We start from the raw sequence: 14,439 nt of genomic DNA on the forward strand, positions 1-14,439 counted from the left end.
AAACGGCGCCATGCATTCACTATCAAGAATTCGTAGTGTATGGCAGGCCGTAGTCTCTGACACCGCGAAGCCAGATAGGCCAAATCAGACGAGATTTATTCTTATGCTTCGATTGAGGCAATCAAGGCGAAAAGTTTTTTCGGCGTTATTTCATATAGAAACAGCAGCGAACTAAAGTAAAAATCCTTTTCCTTAAATAAATTCCCCCTTATTCATAAAAAATAAAGCTACAGGCGAGCAAAGATTATTTCGTATCATGTTCCTCTCCCGCTAATATTTCCTGCCACTCCTATCAATCGAGTGTCATAAGTGCTATCTAGGGGATGCAGCTGCCCTATGCGCCGGCCGCAGAAAGATTTCTCATGATATTCCGTCCCCTCCACGACCGCGTCGTCATCAGGCGCGCGGAAGGCGATCTCACATCCAAGGGCGGGATCATCATTCCCGATACCGCCAAACAAAAACCCCCGGAAGGCGAGTGCTTGTCGTCGGGCCTGGTTCCCGCGACGAAATCGGTAAGCTTATCCTGCTCGACGTCGAGGCCGGCAATACGATCCTGTTCGGCAAATGGTCCGCAACAGAAGTCAAGACCGGCGGCGAAGCCCTGCTGATCATGAAGAAATCCGACATCATGGGTATTGTCGGGAAGGCCGCCTGATCCGTGGAATTTCCGATCCCTTCTCTCAAGACTGAACTGGGCAAAGACCATGTCTGCCAAGGAAATTATCTTCTCCACCGAAGCCCGCGACCGGTTGCTGCGCGGCGTGGAACTGCTGAACAATGCCGTCAAGGTGACGCTCGGCCCCAAGGGCCGCAATGTCGTCATCAATAAATCCTTCGGCGCGCCGCGCATCACCAAGGACGGCGTCTCCGTCGCCAAGGAAATCGAGCTTGAAGACAAGTTCGAGAACATGGGCGCGCAGATGGTGCGCGAAGTCGCCTCGAAGACCAATGATCTTGCTGGCGATGGCACGACGACGGCGACCGTGCTTGCCGCTTCCATCTTGCGCGAAGGAGCCAAGCTAGTTTCGGCCGGCATGAACCCGATGGACCTGAAGCGCGGCATCGATCTCGCCGTTAGCGCCGTGCTTGCGGAAATCAAGGCGCGCGCCACCAAGGTCAAATCTTCGAGCGAAATCGCCCAGGTTGGCACGATCGCCGCCAACGGCGATGCCGAGGTCGGCGAGATGATCGCCAGTGCGATGGACAAGGTCGGCAGCGAGGGCGTCATCACCGTCGAAGAGGCAAGGACCGCCCATACCGAACTCGATGTCGTCGAAGGCATGCAGTTCGACCGCGGTTATCTCTCGCCCTATTTCGTGACCAATACCGAAAAGATGCGCGTAGAGCTGGAGGATCCTTACATCCTCGTCCATGAGAAGAAGCTCGACAACCTGAAGGCAATGCTCCCGATCCTCGAGGCGGTGGTGCAGAGCGGCAAGCCGCTGCTAATCATCTCCGAGGATGTCGAAGGTGAGGCCTTGGCGACGCTCGTGGTCAACAAGCTGCGCGGCGGCCTGAAAGTTGCGGCCGTCAAGGCGCCAGGCTTCGGCGACCGCCGCAGAGCGATGCTCGAAGACATCGCCATTCTGACATCCGGCGAGATGATCTCCGAGGATCTCGGCACCAAGCTGGGGAGTGTCACGATCGATATGCTCGGCCGCGCGAGGCGTGTGCTGATCGAGAAGGACACGACGACGATCATCGACGGCTCCGGCGACAAAGCCGCCATCCAGGCGCGCATCCAGCAGATCAAGGCGCAGATCGAGGAAACCACCTCCGATTACGACAAGGAAAAGCTGCAGGAGCGGCTGGCAAAGCTCGCCGGCGGCGTTGCGGTGATCCGAGTCGGCGGCGCGACCGAGCTCGAAGTCAAGGAAAAAAAGGACCGCATCGACGACGCGCTGAACGCCACCCGTGCGGCGGTTGAAGAGGGTATCGTTCCCGGCGGCGGCGTGGCGTTGCTGCGTGCGAAATCGGTGCTGGCCAGCCTCACCGGCGACAATGCCGATGTGACGGCGGGCATCTCAATCGTGCGCCGAGCGCTCCAAGCGCCGATCCGGCAGATTGCCGACAATGCCGGCGTCGAAGGTTCGATCGTTATCGGCAAGCTCGCCGACAGTAAAGATCACAACGAGGGCTTCGACGCGCAGACGGAAACCTATGTCGATATGATAAAAGCCGGAATCGTCGATCCAGCCAAGGTCGTGCGGACCGCCCTGCGGGATGCCGGCTCGATCGCAGCACTGCTGGTCACCTGCGAAGCGATGATCGCCGACATTCCTGCAAAAGACTTTGCCTCCGGCGCCGGAAACAACGCCATGACCGGGATGGGATACTGAGGACAGTGCCTGAGCCGCTTGGCGGGGTGGCCGGGCGGTGGAACGCGAACAACGACAGAGACGGAGATTTGCAAGGCCATGCAGAACAGCAGCAAGACATCGATCGCCGGGCAGATCGACAGCTACCAGCCTTCCAAGACGACCCTCGTATGGGCTTGCGCCATCACAGCGGTCGCAACCATCGTCATTGGCTTCAACTGGGCCGGCTGGGTGACGGGCGGCACCTTCCGCACGGCGGAAGCGACCGCAGTCGAGAACGCGCGCGGCGAGCTTGCCTCCGCTATATGCGTCGAGCGGTTCAACGCTGCGCCGGATGCGTCCGCAAAACTTGCGGAGTTCAAGGCGATCACCGACAGCTATAAGAAGCGTCAGTTCATCGAGGCCGGTCGGTGGGCGACCATGCCGGGACAGACCACTCCTGACAGGCTCGGGGTTCAGGGTTGCACCACGGCTCTTGCCGGCTGAGACACCCGGTCACGGAAACGCTCCCATATTGGTTGGAAGCGCAGCCCCAATCGACCAGATCAGGAAAATAACGAATGATCGGCTTCGAAAAAAGGCCGACTCGCAAACAACGCCTGAGAAAGCCGAGAACAAGCCCGTCGAACAGCTCCGCGAGATACCCGCCGAGGGACTTAAGAAACCGGCCGCGAATGGCACCTATCACGTGCCCGGCAAAATGCTGGACGACCCGCCTCATCTGAGAGAGCCTTCAGGTTTGGATTACACATGAGGCTGCATCTCTGCTTCATTGCGCAGCTCACGGCTGACGAACCCGCACCTCAGCATCGAGCGTCTTGAGAAGGTCCGAAATCTTGATCGTCGAGATATTCGAAAACGTGTCGTGAACCACATAGGGCAGAACGATCTGGTCGTTGTGGCGCATCGCGCCGCAGGTATAGACGACGTTTGGCCCGTATTCCTTCCCGTTTGGGGGCCGCGGCCAGATCAGCGGCTCCTTCGAGGAATTTTGGGCAAATCGACCTGCTCACGTCTAGCCACATGTGGGATGGCTGCCTCAATGCCTGATTGTTCCTTGTTTGTGCCTTCAACATTAGGATGTTGCGTTATTGAAAGAATATGCTGCAGTTGCGGTGCATCCGTCGCGGTGGGCCAGGACTGACGTATCTGCGTGACGAGCCCCGCATCGATCTGACCGATCTCGCCAACAACGCGTTGCAACAGCGCCAGAAGCTATGACGAAACCGCCAAGCGCATCCGCTTCCTCGGCTATGATGGCATGTTCGAGATTCGCTTCTTCATGGACATCGACGTGCTAACTAAAGGACCTTGCCCCGGTAGCGACGTCGGAAGGGCATTATCAACCGGCATTTGCCCGGCTTCGAACCAGAATTCTCGACGTTGATACACGCATGTATGCTTCTGCGCGAGTGATGGATCCGTTCACGGGCGAGACTGATCGGAAAGGTCCAAGTAACCCTCAATGACAGGATGGTCAAAGAGACAATGAAGCTGCCCCGCTTGCATTGAGCCATCGCATTCGGGTGCTCGAGCTTCTCACGCCCATCCTATTCCGCAGCAAGTCCATTAAGTCGGCTCGCCGACTGGAGCGTCTCCAGATCGTGCAGCCGAACGCCCGGCCAAACCTTCCTCGCGATCTCGGTAAGGTGTTGATGATGCGTGAGGTAGATCACCTGCCCATGGCGGGCCATCTCAGTGAACAACCGGAAGGCCTCCTCGGGGCGAAAATCGTCGAACGTTTCCATGATGTCGTCTGCGATGAACGGAATGGGAGCACGATTGGCGACGAACTCGTGATATCCCGCTACCCGGAGCGCGAGATACAGCTGAAAACGCGCGCCTTTGGAGAGTTCGTCGGCGATCTTAGAACCGCCTTTTGCCGATACGGCGATGAGGAGCTCGCCGTCCTTGCCGGGCTGCGCGGCGACCCCCGTGTAGGCTCCGCGGCTAGTGGTCCTGAACGCCTCGGATGCTCGTTGGAGAAGACATGCTGGGGAACACCGCTCCGCGCCAGCGGGAGAAAATTGTAATCCCAGTCCTCCACTCGTTGGACGTGCGAAAGATGCTTGCGGGTATTCTCGTGCGCGATGATCTTGGCGCCGCCGGACCCGATCCAGGGATTTCCATCCGTGGTCGAAATGCCAATGGGTGTTGATCAAGTGGGACACCGGGTCCCGCGAGATGTCGGATAGCGCCTTGGTCATCTGTTTCTGAGAGAGACTGATCCCGGCGTCCACGCCATGTCGCTGGCGCGCTGCAGGTCGCAGCCCATCATACCCCCCGAGCCTGACGGAATTCTGTGACCTTGGTTTGCCGGAGCATCGGGTCCGACGCGGCCGCGACATGCAAGACGTAAGACGGGACAAGGTTTAGCCCGGAACTCAACATCCTGCGGCGCCCGGACGTCGCCAGCGCTGCCAGGTCCCAACAGAACGACGCGATCATCCCGAGGATCAGGACCTTTCCGCCTCGCCGGCCGGCGCGTACTTGGCGCGGACCCTCAGAGAATGCCCCGCGCCGCCTATGAATCTTTCGGAAGCTGTGGAAATGTCGTCGGAAGAACTCCGGCATTAGCACCTGCGTCATGACAATGGAGGCGGCCGATGTCAGGAATTCCGCATTACCCATAATGCGGAGAACGACATGACGACGACCAACGAAATCGCAGACAAGATCGCTGGAGAACACGGCCTGACGAAGGTCCAGGGCAAGGCAATTGTCGAGGCCGTCATCGCCTCGATTACCGAGGCGGCACTTGCTGGCAATGAAACCTCGTTGCCGGGCTTCGGCAAGTTCAAGGTCAAGGAAACGCCCGAGCGCGAAGCACGTAATCCGTCGACAGGGGCGACGATCAAGGTCGCGGCTGCCAAGAAGCTGAGCTTCCAGCCAGCTAAGGCACTCAAGGAAGCAATGAATAAGTAACATGCAGAGAGCCTCGGCACCTGATCGAGGCTCTTATCTTACGTCGTGCCCCGGTGTTATCCTCGATGTCGGGATGCCAACTCTGCGAGGGGCAATGAACCGAAGACGAGAAATTGCCGATCGGGTCATTGCTCGATGGAAAGCAAGCGGATTCCCTCTCGATGCGAATGCCAGACGCCTCGTCGAACTCTGGATCGACGGCGTCATCGACGCAGCCGAAATGCGCCGTCAGTATCTCATAACGGTGCGCGAGGAAGAACGTGCGCGCGCGTCGCGAAACACTCGGACGGTGCGGGAACCTCAGCAATTGCCTGGAGGCGCTCCGGCCGCTAATCCGCTGAAACTCGATGAAACAACCGACTTGGTCCACGGTCCCGCCCTTCCGCAGTCATCAATCGAGTAAAGGAGAAATCCGATGGCCACCACACCCCGCCGACCGGTCAATCCGCTGGATGCCGCCGAAGCACTCTTCAAGCCGACAAAGAAGACAGCCGCGGCAGCCGTCGAACGGCGCCCGGTCCCGGTCGCGACCGAGACCGTCTCGATCAGGATCGATGGTGATGTCCTTGCCTTTTTCCAGGAAGACGGCCCGGGTTGGCAAGAGCGCATCAACGCAGCGTTGCGGCAGGCCATGGAGCGCTAAGGCTAATCGAGCCAGTTCCTCGTTGGCATGGCAACGACTACATCCTCAATCTCCATGTCTTCGTGCACGAGGGCGAGCGTTTCAGCTCCATCTGCTGCGTGGCGTCGGCGAGATGACCGCGATCGGCAAGCTGAGATTTAGCCTCTAGTGACCGCACAAAAATGTTGATGGATACGGTGACCGCAAGTCCGGAGCGCGTTGCGAAGAACTCGAGCGAACAGACGCAGCAGATGTTTGAAATTTCAGCGCGCTGAAACCGCCGGTAGGCTGAACAGCAGCGAGAGCTGCCATCATCATGCTCCACCGCTGTTGCCGGCGCGTCCCCCGCGGGCTCGATGAGGCGTGTCTGATCGGAGAGCGGCTTCGCCTCGATCGTCCTCCCGCAACGGCCGCCGCAATTTCTGACCCCTGTCGGACCTACCCCGCTCGACAGGTCGAGCGGGGACCCAGGTTGCCGCCATTCCTCGCCAACTAACAAATTTGCGACTTGCCGCCCTCCACGCTGTTCCGGCCCTATGAACCACCCCATTGCGCAGGCGCAACGGGGACCCCGGGGGTGCGGTCCGATCGTCCCCGATCCTTGCGACAGCCATCGAGGCCGCGAAGGGCGCGGCCCGAAACCAATGAAAGGAACATGACAATGGCAACCATCGGCAATTTCACTTCCACGGAAACCGGCTTCAACGGCTCGATCCGCACGCTTGCCCTCAACGTCAAGGCCCGCATCGCCCGCGTCGAGAACCCCTCCGACAAGGGACCGCACTACCGCATCTACGCCGGTAATGTCGAGTTCGGCGCCGCGTGGCAGAAGCGCTCCACCGACACGGATCGCGACTATCTCTCGGTCAAGCTGGACGACCCGAGCTTCCCCGCCCCGATCTACGCGACCCTTAGCGAAGTCGAAGGCGAGGACGGTTACCAGCTGATCTGGTCTCGCCCCAACCGGGACTGAGATCAGGGACGGCCCCGCTCCTCAAGGCGGGGTCAAAGGCCCGATTGGCAAATCGGTAACAGGCATCGAGCCTGTTACCTCTTTTCTGATGCCATACGGAACCGGAAATGTCTGCTCAGATAGCCCGATTGTGCCGTGGCGGGACGGCGGCCTCAAGGACGAACGGTTCCCCCAATTTTCCGGTGCCGTCCTGCGGCCGTCACCAGAAAATCGGCTCGCCCATTCGCCGCCGCCGGCGGTCGCTTGCGCGATCCCTGACCCCGCCATCCCACCACGCCCCTGCGTCGTCGTCCTTCACGAACCCAAGGAGATGAGACGATGACCATCGAACAGCACATCGAGGAACTGCGTGCCGAGCTCAACAATACGTTGGATGCAGTCGAGCGCCGCGAAATCGAAGCGGAGCTCCAATTCGCCCAAGCCGATCTGGCCGTTCTGGTTGCGGAGCAGGAGGGCGTCATCTCGGCTGAGCCGCCCTTTTGAGGGAGGCTCTTTTTCTCCGCCTTGCGAGCGGGGTTGGCCGGATCGACCGGCCAGACCGGCTGTCAGGGATTTCATCCCTCGACACTCCCGCCGGCTCGCGCCGGATACGGTCGCGACCCCTCCTGGGCCGCGGGTCTCTTCTCTCTCTGACGTCCGATTTTACTCCAGCAAATCCGGCGTCAAGGACGGCGCGGTCTCCCCCAATTTTTCCGCTGCTGCGCTACGACTTCGCTCTGGAAAAATCGGTTCCCCCGCTTGCAAGCCGCGTTCCGCAGTCCTTGACGCCTCTTTGCTGAGGAGTGGCCGATCCCCGTCATCAAGATGAAGGAGATCACATTATGGCAACCGATCAGAACCTTATGCTCTACACCCAGCTTGCCGGCTTCCGGCTCGTGGTGCTCGCCAACCGGTTCGGCTGCGATACCGACTTCTCGCGAAAGCTTCACGACCGTCTGGTCGACCAACTGGAGGCAGGAATTGACCGCCTACGGATGATCATGGCGCTGGAGCGCAGCGTTCTCATGGGCGACGACGAGTTCGCGGAATATCAGCTGGAATGGGAGACCGGGATTTTCGCACGTTTGGCCATCAACCTGCTCGACAAGCTCGAAATAGATTTCGACACGCACGAATATCGGATCAACGGCGGCGATTGGGTCATCGCTTTGACGGCAGACGACACTGGCGTCGATCTCGCCTATCCGGATCTGGTTTCCCTGACTGAGGACGAACTCGGCTCACTGGCGGCGATCCTCAAGGATATCACGCGGGAAACCGGGATTGACGTACGCGCAGCGCGCGCCGTTCACGCCTGCTGGTCAGAATCCTGACCAGTCCTGCAGTTGCAGTCCCGATTGATCGAGGGGCGGCCAAGGCGGCCTCTCTATTTAATCGGAGCCGAACGCTCAGAGTCACATTCTTACGGTGCGCCGTTTCTGAACAAGCGGATCGTCGATGGCCGAAACGCCATGCCGAGCAGCTCTTAGCTGCCCTCTCCTTTCGACGATGCCGCCATCTCTCATCGGGAATGTTAGCCGTTCGCCGCGACGCAACTTGGCGCCGCCAGAATTTTCCCCGCCGCGCCGCTGCTCCTCTCTCTCATGTATGTCGCGCAAACGTTCGCAGCGGCTTGCGGTAACGACATCTATCGAATCAATGAGCTAAGGCCTGTCCGTTCATCCTCTTTTCACGCGACAGGCTTTAGGTCCGAACCAGATCCGCGAGATAGGTGTTTTCAGCACGCGAATGGGCAAAATCTTGCGGTCGAATGGTCGCGAAAAGCAGTTTTTCGCCTTCGGCCGGCGCTTCCGCGAGGAGGGTTCCGTCAGGCGCGGCTATTTGCGACAACCCGGCATAGGCGAACGTATCGTCGGTGCCGCAATGATTGACATAGGCCACAAAAACCTGGTTTTCGAAAGCACGGACACGGATCATATGCTCGGCAATCATGGTGCCTGAGTGACCCCTCGGGAGGGCCGTGGGCACAACGATGAGATCGGCGCCGGCCTGTGCCAGTCGCCGTACGTTTTCGGGGAATTCCACGTCATAGCAGATCAGCATCCCCAGCTTCATACCATTGACCGACATGATCTCAGACGAGGGGAAATCTGGCTTGAACCAGGTTCGTTCATAATCGCCGTAGAGATGAGACTTGCGGTAAACAGCAGTCGTTCCCCTGCCATCGGTCAAAAGCGCGCTGTTGTAGATCGTGTCGGCGACCCGTTCAGCGAAGCCCGCAACGACGGCGATGCCGTTCTCGCGGGCAATCGCGTCGAGCCTTTCAGGGATCTCGCCACTCGCCTCGCAGGCGAGACGACGAAAAGCCTCTCCCGCCCCATATCCGATAACTGCCAGTTCCGGCGCGACCAGCATGCCCGCACCGCTAGCGGCTGCTTTACGAGCCGCATCTTCAATGCGTGCGAGATTGGCTTCAACATCGCCACATACGGCTTGCATTTGCAGAGCGGCGAGTTCCATCCTCCCGGCTCCTATTAATCGTTGGACGACATGGCGCCGAGCAATTTCGGCAGATCGCCGAAGCGCGCGACGAGGCTGAACACCGTCGCTGCCACGACCACGAACAGGATCGTCACAGAGGCCATGGTCGGCGTATAGCCATAGCGCAACGCGTTGAAGATCTTGATCGGTAACGTCTCGAGCGTGAAGCCGACGGTCATGTAGGCCACAATATACTCGTTGAGCGACAGCACGAAGGCGAAGGCATAGCCGGAAATAAGGTAAGGCAGAATGAGCGGCATGACGACGGTGCGAAACACCGTCCTATCGTCGGCGCCCATGGTCGCGGCCGCCTCCACGAGCGATCGGTCGATCGCTGAGAAGCCGAGCGAGATCGTAACGAGCGGCAGGGTCACGAAGAAGATCGCGTGACTGATGACTGCTGTCCATGGTTGGCCGTAAGAGCCGACGGTCGCCCAGAAAGTAAGCATTCCGAGTGCAGTGATAACAGGTGGCAGCGTGAAGGGCGCAATGCCAAGAAGTTGGAATATGTTCGCCCATGGCGCAGTGCGGCGCCAGAGGAACCAGGCGAGCGGCAGGGCGATCAGCACTGCAACGGCAGCGGAAAGAATGGCGAGTGTCAGCGACGCGAAGAAGGCGCTCCGCCATTCTGGATTGAGGAAGATTTCACCGTACCAGGCAAGCGAGAAACCCTGCGGCGGGAAAGTCAGGCTTTGCTTCTCGTTGATAGAGACGCCGGCGACCACAATGATCGGCGCGGCAAGGAACAAGCCAATGAAAAAGAAGAAGAGGCGATGCCAGACGTTCATGCCGCCGCTCCTTTGCGTCCGACCAGGATCGTGAGGCCCACGAGCGCCAGCGTGACCAACACGAGGAATACAGCCATGGCCGCTGCAAACGGCATGTTGGATTGGTAGATCGCCTGGTCCGTAATGAGGACCGACAGCGTCCAATGCTGTGGTCGGCCGAGGATTTGCGGCAGAAGGTAAGAGCCGAGCGCGAAGATGAAGACCATGATCAGCGTGGCGATGATCGTATTGCGGAGCGCTGGAAGGACGACCGTGAAGAAGGACTTGACGGGCGAGGCGCCAAGCGTGCGCGCCGCCTCGGTCAGTGTCGGATCGAGACGCACCAAGGCGGGATAGAGTACGAGGATCGTATAGGGCAGTGCCTGATAGACCATTCCGGTTAACACGGCCGGGAAGCCCGGGGTCAGCGCCACGGCTTGCTTCATCACGCCGAGCATCACGAGCAGATTGGTAATGCCTGCCGTGCGCGAAAAGAGCGTCGACCAGGCGAAGCCTATGATCACCTCGGAAAGGGACAGGATGGACAACAGGGCGATCAGCCACAGGATCTGAGCTCTCCGGCTTATGCGGGTCAGCAAGTACGTGAATGGGATGCCGAGAACGATGCAGCAGACGGCCACCGAAACCGCAAGAAAGAGCGAGAAGCCGAGCACCTTGCCGAAGAAGAGGCTGAAGAATCGTGCATAGTTATCGAAGACGAAGGCAGGCGTGTAAAAGCCGCCCTGTTGTCGCTGGAAGAAGCTAACCGCAATCATCGTCCCGCACGGAATGACGAAGAAGACCGTCAGCATCGCTGCCGGGAAGGCAAGCGGCCCGTAGTCCCGGAGCGTCTGAGGCGGTTCGCGTGTCATTGCTTCAGCACCACGCAGACATCCGGCGAAAGCGTCACGCCGACCTCCTGACCAACATGGACGCTTGGCCGCTCGCGGGGAGTGGAAACTGCGATCACCTTTGTGCCGGAAATATCGACAAAGGTTTCGATCGTGCCACCGAGATCGCGAATGAAGGTAACCTTGCCGTTGATCGTCCCGGCTCCCGGCGCCGTCAGGTGCACGTCTTCCGGCCGTACGGAAAGCGCCGCCTTGGTCAGCCCGTCTGGAATTGCTACCCCCTCGACTGGGTGGCCAAGCACGAGCGCACGTCCAGCGCTGTCGCTCTCCACAGCAAGAAGGTTGGTCGATCCGATGAAATCTGCAACGAAGCGGTCGGCGGGACGTCGGTAGATCTCGATCGGGCTTGCCGCCTGCCGGATCTGGCCGCCATTCATGACGACGACTGTATCGGCCATGGTCATGGCTTCTCGCTGATCATGGGTGACAACGATCGTGGTGATGCCGAGCTGCTGCTGCAGCTGGCGCAGCTCGACCTGCATGGCTTCGCGCAGTTTGGCGTCCAGCGCCGAGAGCGGCTCGTCAAGCAGGAAGAGCTTCGGCGAGATGGCCAATGCGCGCGCAATTGCAACACGCTGGCGCTGGCCTCCCGAAAGCTTATGGACCGGTCGGCCGGCATAGCCAGTAAGATCGATCATCGCGAGCAGCTCCTCGACCCGCTTTTTCTGCGCTTCCTTTGCCGCGCCGCGAATGCGCAAGGGGTAGGCTATGTTCTCGCCGACCGTCAGATGCGGAAAAAGCGCAAGCGACTGAAATACCATGCCGAAATCCCGCTTGTGCGTCGGAACTGGTGTAATATCGGCTCCGTCGATGAGGATTGTTCCGTTGGTCGGCGTGTCCAGGCCGGCGATCATCCGCAACAGGGTCGTCTTTCCGCAACCCGACGGACCGAGCATGCAGACAAAGGTTCCGTGCGGCACGGTGAGCTGCACGTGATCGACGGCAGTGAACGTGCCGAATTGTTTTGAGACGCTGTTTAACGCCAAGCCAGACATTCAAATCTCTCCGGTAAAAGGGTCGCCGTCCAGCGCGGCGACCCGTCAATAGTCGCTTAACCGGCGATAAGTTCCGTCCATTTCTGGTTCAGCCAGTCGGACTTGCTCTGGTAGAGATCATAGCGCGGCGTGATCGGCTCGATGTCGGAGGAAACGGCGGCGAATTCCTTCTCGTTGAGATCGAGCAGATCGCGCTTGACCGTAGGCGCAGTGCCGACCTTGCGCGACAAAGTCGCCTGGATCGCCGGCTGGCACATATAGTCGATGAAGATATGCGCTTCTTCTGCCTTCTTGGATGCCCGCGACAGCGCCCAGCAACCGGAGTCCTGAATGCCCCCTTCCTTGGGGAAGGTCGAGCGAACTTTGAAACCGTCGGCGGCTGCAAGTCCCGTGACGTCATGGTAATACTGGCCCATCGGAATTTCTCCGGACTTCAGCGCCTGTTCGAACTGCGCTTCATCGCGATACCAGAGCCGGACATTCGGCTTGACTTCAGCGAGCTTTTCAAAGGCCTTCAGAATGCCTTCCTCCGTATCCAGTGCATTGGTGCCGCCAAAGAAGGTCTTGGCCGTCACCTCCAGCAGGAAGGAATTGGAGACGAGCGCCAGCAGGCCGAGCTTGTCGGCATTTGCCGGATCCCAAAACGCCGCCCATGACGTGGGCGCGTCTTTGTAGACATCGGTATTGGTGACCAGCGTAATGTACCATGCGACGGCGCCGATGCCTGCCACGCGGCCATTCGGATATTTATTGATGAAGCGATCGATGACGCCGGACGAATTTTTAATCTTCGCTGTATCGAGAGGCGCCCAGAGCTCGCTCGCCTGTCCCTTAAGCATCGCAACCTGCGACATCATCGAGACGTCCGCCGGTGCCTGCCCAGCCTTGGCGGCCTGCTCGAGTTGTACCAGCCAGGCTTCGCCAGTCGGCTCGGCGACGGATTCGACCGCGATTCCGGTCGCCTTGGTAAAGTCGCCAAAGATGTTCTTGTCGAAGCTGTCCTTGAAATAACCGCCATAGACGCCGACCTTCAACGACTTGTCCTGCGCCCGCAGGACCGTCGGCATGGCCAGCAGCGAGGCGCCGGCAAGACCGGCGCCTAGCAGGGCGCGCCGGCTCACGCTCGTGTTGAGGATGTCACTCATTTCTTTTCTCCTTTATTTGCCGACCGGCGTTTTCGCCATCCCGGCCAGTTCCCACATTGTTATTACTATGTTTTACACCTTTGCCGCGATGGAAGGGCTGAAAACCATCAGGCTCAGTATCTCGAACAATACCTGTGCACCCGCATGCGCCGTGTTCGTTGTCGCGTCATATTGCGGCGCGACTTCCACCACATCGCCGCCGACGAGATTGATGCCCTTGAGACCGCGGATCAGTTCGAGAACTTCGCGCGTTGTAAGGCCCCCCACTTCCGGCGTGCCCGTCCCTGGCGCGAAGCTCGGATCAAGGCTGTCGATGTCGAAGGAAAGATAGGTCGGGCCGTTGCCGACGATGGCCTTCGCCTTCTCGATGACCGCTGCAATGCCCATGCCCGGGACATCCTCCGCATGGATCACCGTCATGCCTGACTCATAGGAGAATTCCCAAAGATATTCGGCCGAGCCGCGGATGCCGATCTGGATCGTGCGCGTGGGGTCGAGCACCCCATCGAGCACGGCGTTGCGGAACGGTCCGCCATGATGGAATTTGGTCTGGTCGAATGCGCCGCCGGTATCGCAATGCGCGTCGATATGGATCAGGCCGACCGGTTCCTTCCTCCCAACCGCCTTCAGGATCGGATGGGTGATGGAATGGTCGCCGCCGACCGATAGGGGAACGACACCGGCATCAACGATCTGGCCGATCCGACGCTCGATATCGTCATGACTCATTTCCAGCCGATAGCGGCTGGCGAAAGGCACATCGCCTATGTCTGCCACACGAAGATCAAAGACCGGCGCACAGCCGAGCACGTGATTGTAGGGGCCGATCCGCTCGATGGCGCGCAGCGCCCGCGGTCCAAAGCGCGAGCCGGGCCTGTTGGTAACGCCAAGATCCATCGGCACACCGGTGATCGCAACCTGCAGATTGCCGAAATCCGGATTATCGGCTTCGACGGGCATGTAAGGGGCGGTCAGGAAGGTTGGCACACCGGCATAGGGCGCAAGACGCGTGCCGGTCTTAGAAAAGATCTTGTCGGCGACCTTGCGGAAGGCGGCATCGAAGAGCTCGCCGCCATGGCCCTCGCTATATTTTGCCCTCAACGCCTGCAGCTTTCCATTGTCGAATGCCATTCCTGCCTCCCTTCTGCGCGGCGGGACACGCGGAAAATCGCCCGCCTCGCCGCCTGTAAGAATGTTGTTCCCCAGAGCGGATTGCCGAAATTGGTGTACGCCGTTTTCGGGCGACATTCCCTCTCTTTTTTGATCGAGAGACGGTTTCAGATGTCAGGCCGATTCCGA

General features: G+C 59.4%; 16 protein-coding genes and 3 pseudogenes. 10 read left to right on the plus strand and 9 right to left on the minus strand.

The window, feature by feature from the left end; translation table 11 throughout:
• Positions 1-362: 362 nt before the first annotated feature.
• The 3 genes and pseudogenes from FHT78_RS25030 (at position 363) to FHT78_RS25040 (ending at position 2,807) form a co-directional block, all read left to right on the plus strand.
• Positions 363-658, plus strand: a pseudogene (locus tag FHT78_RS25030) (co-chaperone GroES).
• 49 nt (positions 659-707) lie between these two features.
• Positions 708-2,342 carry a chaperonin GroEL gene (gene groL, locus FHT78_RS25035; RefSeq protein ID WP_183749256.1) on the plus strand — a complete coding sequence of 545 codons (1,635 nt, stop codon included), beginning with the start codon at positions 708-710 and terminating at the stop codon, positions 2,340-2,342.
• A gap of 78 nt (positions 2,343-2,420) precedes the next feature.
• Positions 2,421-2,807 carry a hypothetical protein gene (locus tag FHT78_RS25040; RefSeq protein ID WP_183749257.1) on the plus strand — a complete coding sequence of 129 codons (387 nt, stop codon included), beginning with the start codon at positions 2,421-2,423 and terminating at the stop codon, positions 2,805-2,807.
• A gap of 295 nt (positions 2,808-3,102) precedes the next feature.
• Here FHT78_RS25040 and FHT78_RS29700 read toward each other — a convergent pair whose 3' ends face one another.
• Positions 3,103-3,228: a hypothetical protein gene (locus tag FHT78_RS29700; RefSeq protein WP_281412883.1), complete on the minus strand. Its 126-nt coding sequence runs from the start codon at positions 3,226-3,228 to the stop codon at positions 3,103-3,105.
• A gap of 330 nt (positions 3,229-3,558) precedes the next feature.
• Between FHT78_RS29700 and FHT78_RS29825 the strand changes: the two genes are divergently transcribed.
• A complete protein-coding gene (locus FHT78_RS29825; protein ID WP_312858790.1) occupies positions 3,559-3,708 on the plus strand; it encodes a hypothetical protein in 150 nt (49 codons plus the stop codon).
• Positions 3,709-3,871: 163 nt separating this feature from the next.
• On the opposite strand, the pseudogene FHT78_RS25055 reads toward FHT78_RS29825, so the two are convergent.
• Positions 3,872-4,315, minus strand: a pseudogene (locus FHT78_RS25055) (hypothetical protein); the annotation flags it as partial.
• A gap of 126 nt (positions 4,316-4,441) precedes the next feature.
• Positions 4,442-4,669, minus strand: a pseudogene (locus tag FHT78_RS29830) (MBL fold metallo-hydrolase); the annotation flags it as partial.
• Positions 4,670-4,943: 274 nt separating this feature from the next.
• Here FHT78_RS29830 and FHT78_RS25065 point away from each other — a divergent pair.
• The 6 genes from FHT78_RS25065 to FHT78_RS25090 all read left to right on the plus strand — a co-directional run bounded on the left by FHT78_RS25065 (position 4,944) and on the right by FHT78_RS25090 (position 8,154).
• Positions 4,944-5,246 carry an HU family DNA-binding protein gene (locus tag FHT78_RS25065; protein ID WP_312858791.1) on the plus strand — a complete coding sequence of 101 codons (303 nt, stop codon included), beginning with the start codon at positions 4,944-4,946 and terminating at the stop codon, positions 5,244-5,246.
• A gap of 94 nt (positions 5,247-5,340) precedes the next feature.
• On the plus strand, positions 5,341-5,649 hold the full coding sequence (locus FHT78_RS25070; protein WP_183749259.1) for a hypothetical protein: 309 nt from the start codon (positions 5,341-5,343) through the stop codon (positions 5,647-5,649).
• 12 nt (positions 5,650-5,661) lie between these two features.
• Complete coding sequence (locus FHT78_RS25075) at positions 5,662-5,889, plus strand: BrnA antitoxin family protein (protein WP_183749260.1); 228 nt, start codon at positions 5,662-5,664, stop codon at positions 5,887-5,889.
• Positions 5,890-6,529: 640 nt separating this feature from the next.
• Complete coding sequence (locus FHT78_RS25080; RefSeq protein ID WP_183749384.1) at positions 6,530-6,841, plus strand: DUF736 domain-containing protein; 312 nt, start codon at positions 6,530-6,532, stop codon at positions 6,839-6,841.
• 318 nt (positions 6,842-7,159) lie between these two features.
• Positions 7,160-7,324 (plus strand): hypothetical protein, encoded by a 165-nt coding sequence (locus FHT78_RS25085; RefSeq protein ID WP_183749261.1) that lies wholly within the window; start codon positions 7,160-7,162, stop codon positions 7,322-7,324.
• 338 nt (positions 7,325-7,662) lie between these two features.
• Entirely contained in the window at positions 7,663-8,154 is a 492-nt protein-coding gene (locus tag FHT78_RS25090) for a hypothetical protein (protein ID WP_183749262.1), read from the plus strand.
• A gap of 370 nt (positions 8,155-8,524) precedes the next feature.
• On the opposite strand, the gene FHT78_RS25095 is transcribed toward FHT78_RS25090, so the two are convergent.
• From FHT78_RS25095 to speB, 6 genes are all read right to left on the minus strand, one after another.
• Positions 8,525-9,301 carry a carbon-nitrogen hydrolase family protein gene (locus FHT78_RS25095; protein WP_183749263.1) on the minus strand — a complete coding sequence of 259 codons (777 nt, stop codon included), beginning with the start codon at positions 9,299-9,301 and terminating at the stop codon, positions 8,525-8,527.
• Positions 9,302-9,315: 14 nt separating this feature from the next.
• Positions 9,316-10,110, minus strand: a complete 795-nt coding sequence (locus FHT78_RS25100; protein WP_183749264.1) for an ABC transporter permease — start codon at positions 10,108-10,110, stop codon at positions 9,316-9,318.
• Positions 10,107-10,961: an ABC transporter permease gene (locus FHT78_RS25105; RefSeq protein ID WP_183749265.1), complete on the minus strand. Its 855-nt coding sequence runs from the start codon at positions 10,959-10,961 to the stop codon at positions 10,107-10,109. The genes FHT78_RS25100 and FHT78_RS25105 overlap by 4 nt, the downstream gene beginning before the upstream one ends.
• Positions 10,958-11,995 carry an ABC transporter ATP-binding protein gene (locus FHT78_RS25110; RefSeq protein WP_183749266.1) on the minus strand — a complete coding sequence of 346 codons (1,038 nt, stop codon included), beginning with the start codon at positions 11,993-11,995 and terminating at the stop codon, positions 10,958-10,960. Before FHT78_RS25110 ends, FHT78_RS25105 begins: the two co-directional genes overlap by 4 nt.
• 56 nt (positions 11,996-12,051) lie before the next feature.
• Positions 12,052-13,131, minus strand: coding sequence for an ABC transporter substrate-binding protein (locus tag FHT78_RS25115; RefSeq protein WP_183749385.1), 1,080 nt, complete (start codon positions 13,129-13,131; stop codon positions 12,052-12,054).
• Between the two features lie 81 nt (positions 13,132-13,212).
• A complete protein-coding gene (speB, locus tag FHT78_RS25120; RefSeq protein WP_183749267.1) occupies positions 13,213-14,271 on the minus strand; it encodes an agmatinase in 1,059 nt (352 codons plus the stop codon).
• Between the last annotated feature and the right edge of the window lie 168 nt (positions 14,272-14,439).

Source organism: Rhizobium sp. BK196 (genome assembly GCF_014193255.1).
Lineage (GTDB): Bacteria > Pseudomonadota > Alphaproteobacteria > Rhizobiales > Rhizobiaceae > Rhizobium.

Coding starts and splice junctions, on each gene's coding strand:
- groL (WP_183749256.1), top strand. CDS start 708: ATGTCTGCCAAGGAAATTATCTTCTCCACCGAAGCCCGCGACCGGTTG.
- FHT78_RS25040 (WP_183749257.1), top strand. CDS start 2,421: ATGCAGAACAGCAGCAAGACATCGATCGCCGGGCAGATCGACAGCTAC.
- FHT78_RS29700 (WP_281412883.1), bottom strand. CDS start 3,228: ATGCGCCACAACGACCAGATCGTTCTGCCCTATGTGGTTCACGACACG.
- FHT78_RS25070 (WP_183749259.1), top strand. CDS start 5,341: ATGAACCGAAGACGAGAAATTGCCGATCGGGTCATTGCTCGATGGAAA.
- FHT78_RS25075 (WP_183749260.1), top strand. CDS start 5,662: ATGGCCACCACACCCCGCCGACCGGTCAATCCGCTGGATGCCGCCGAA.
- FHT78_RS25080 (WP_183749384.1), top strand. CDS start 6,530: ATGGCAACCATCGGCAATTTCACTTCCACGGAAACCGGCTTCAACGGC.
- FHT78_RS25085 (WP_183749261.1), top strand. CDS start 7,160: ATGACCATCGAACAGCACATCGAGGAACTGCGTGCCGAGCTCAACAAT.
- FHT78_RS25090 (WP_183749262.1), top strand. CDS start 7,663: ATGGCAACCGATCAGAACCTTATGCTCTACACCCAGCTTGCCGGCTTC.
- FHT78_RS25095 (WP_183749263.1), bottom strand. CDS start 9,301: ATGGAACTCGCCGCTCTGCAAATGCAAGCCGTATGTGGCGATGTTGAA.
- FHT78_RS25100 (WP_183749264.1), bottom strand. CDS start 10,110: ATGAACGTCTGGCATCGCCTCTTCTTCTTTTTCATTGGCTTGTTCCTT.
- FHT78_RS25105 (WP_183749265.1), bottom strand. CDS start 10,961: ATGACACGCGAACCGCCTCAGACGCTCCGGGACTACGGGCCGCTTGCC.
- FHT78_RS25110 (WP_183749266.1), bottom strand. CDS start 11,995: ATGTCTGGCTTGGCGTTAAACAGCGTCTCAAAACAATTCGGCACGTTC.
- speB (WP_183749267.1), bottom strand. CDS start 14,271: ATGGCATTCGACAATGGAAAGCTGCAGGCGTTGAGGGCAAAATATAGC.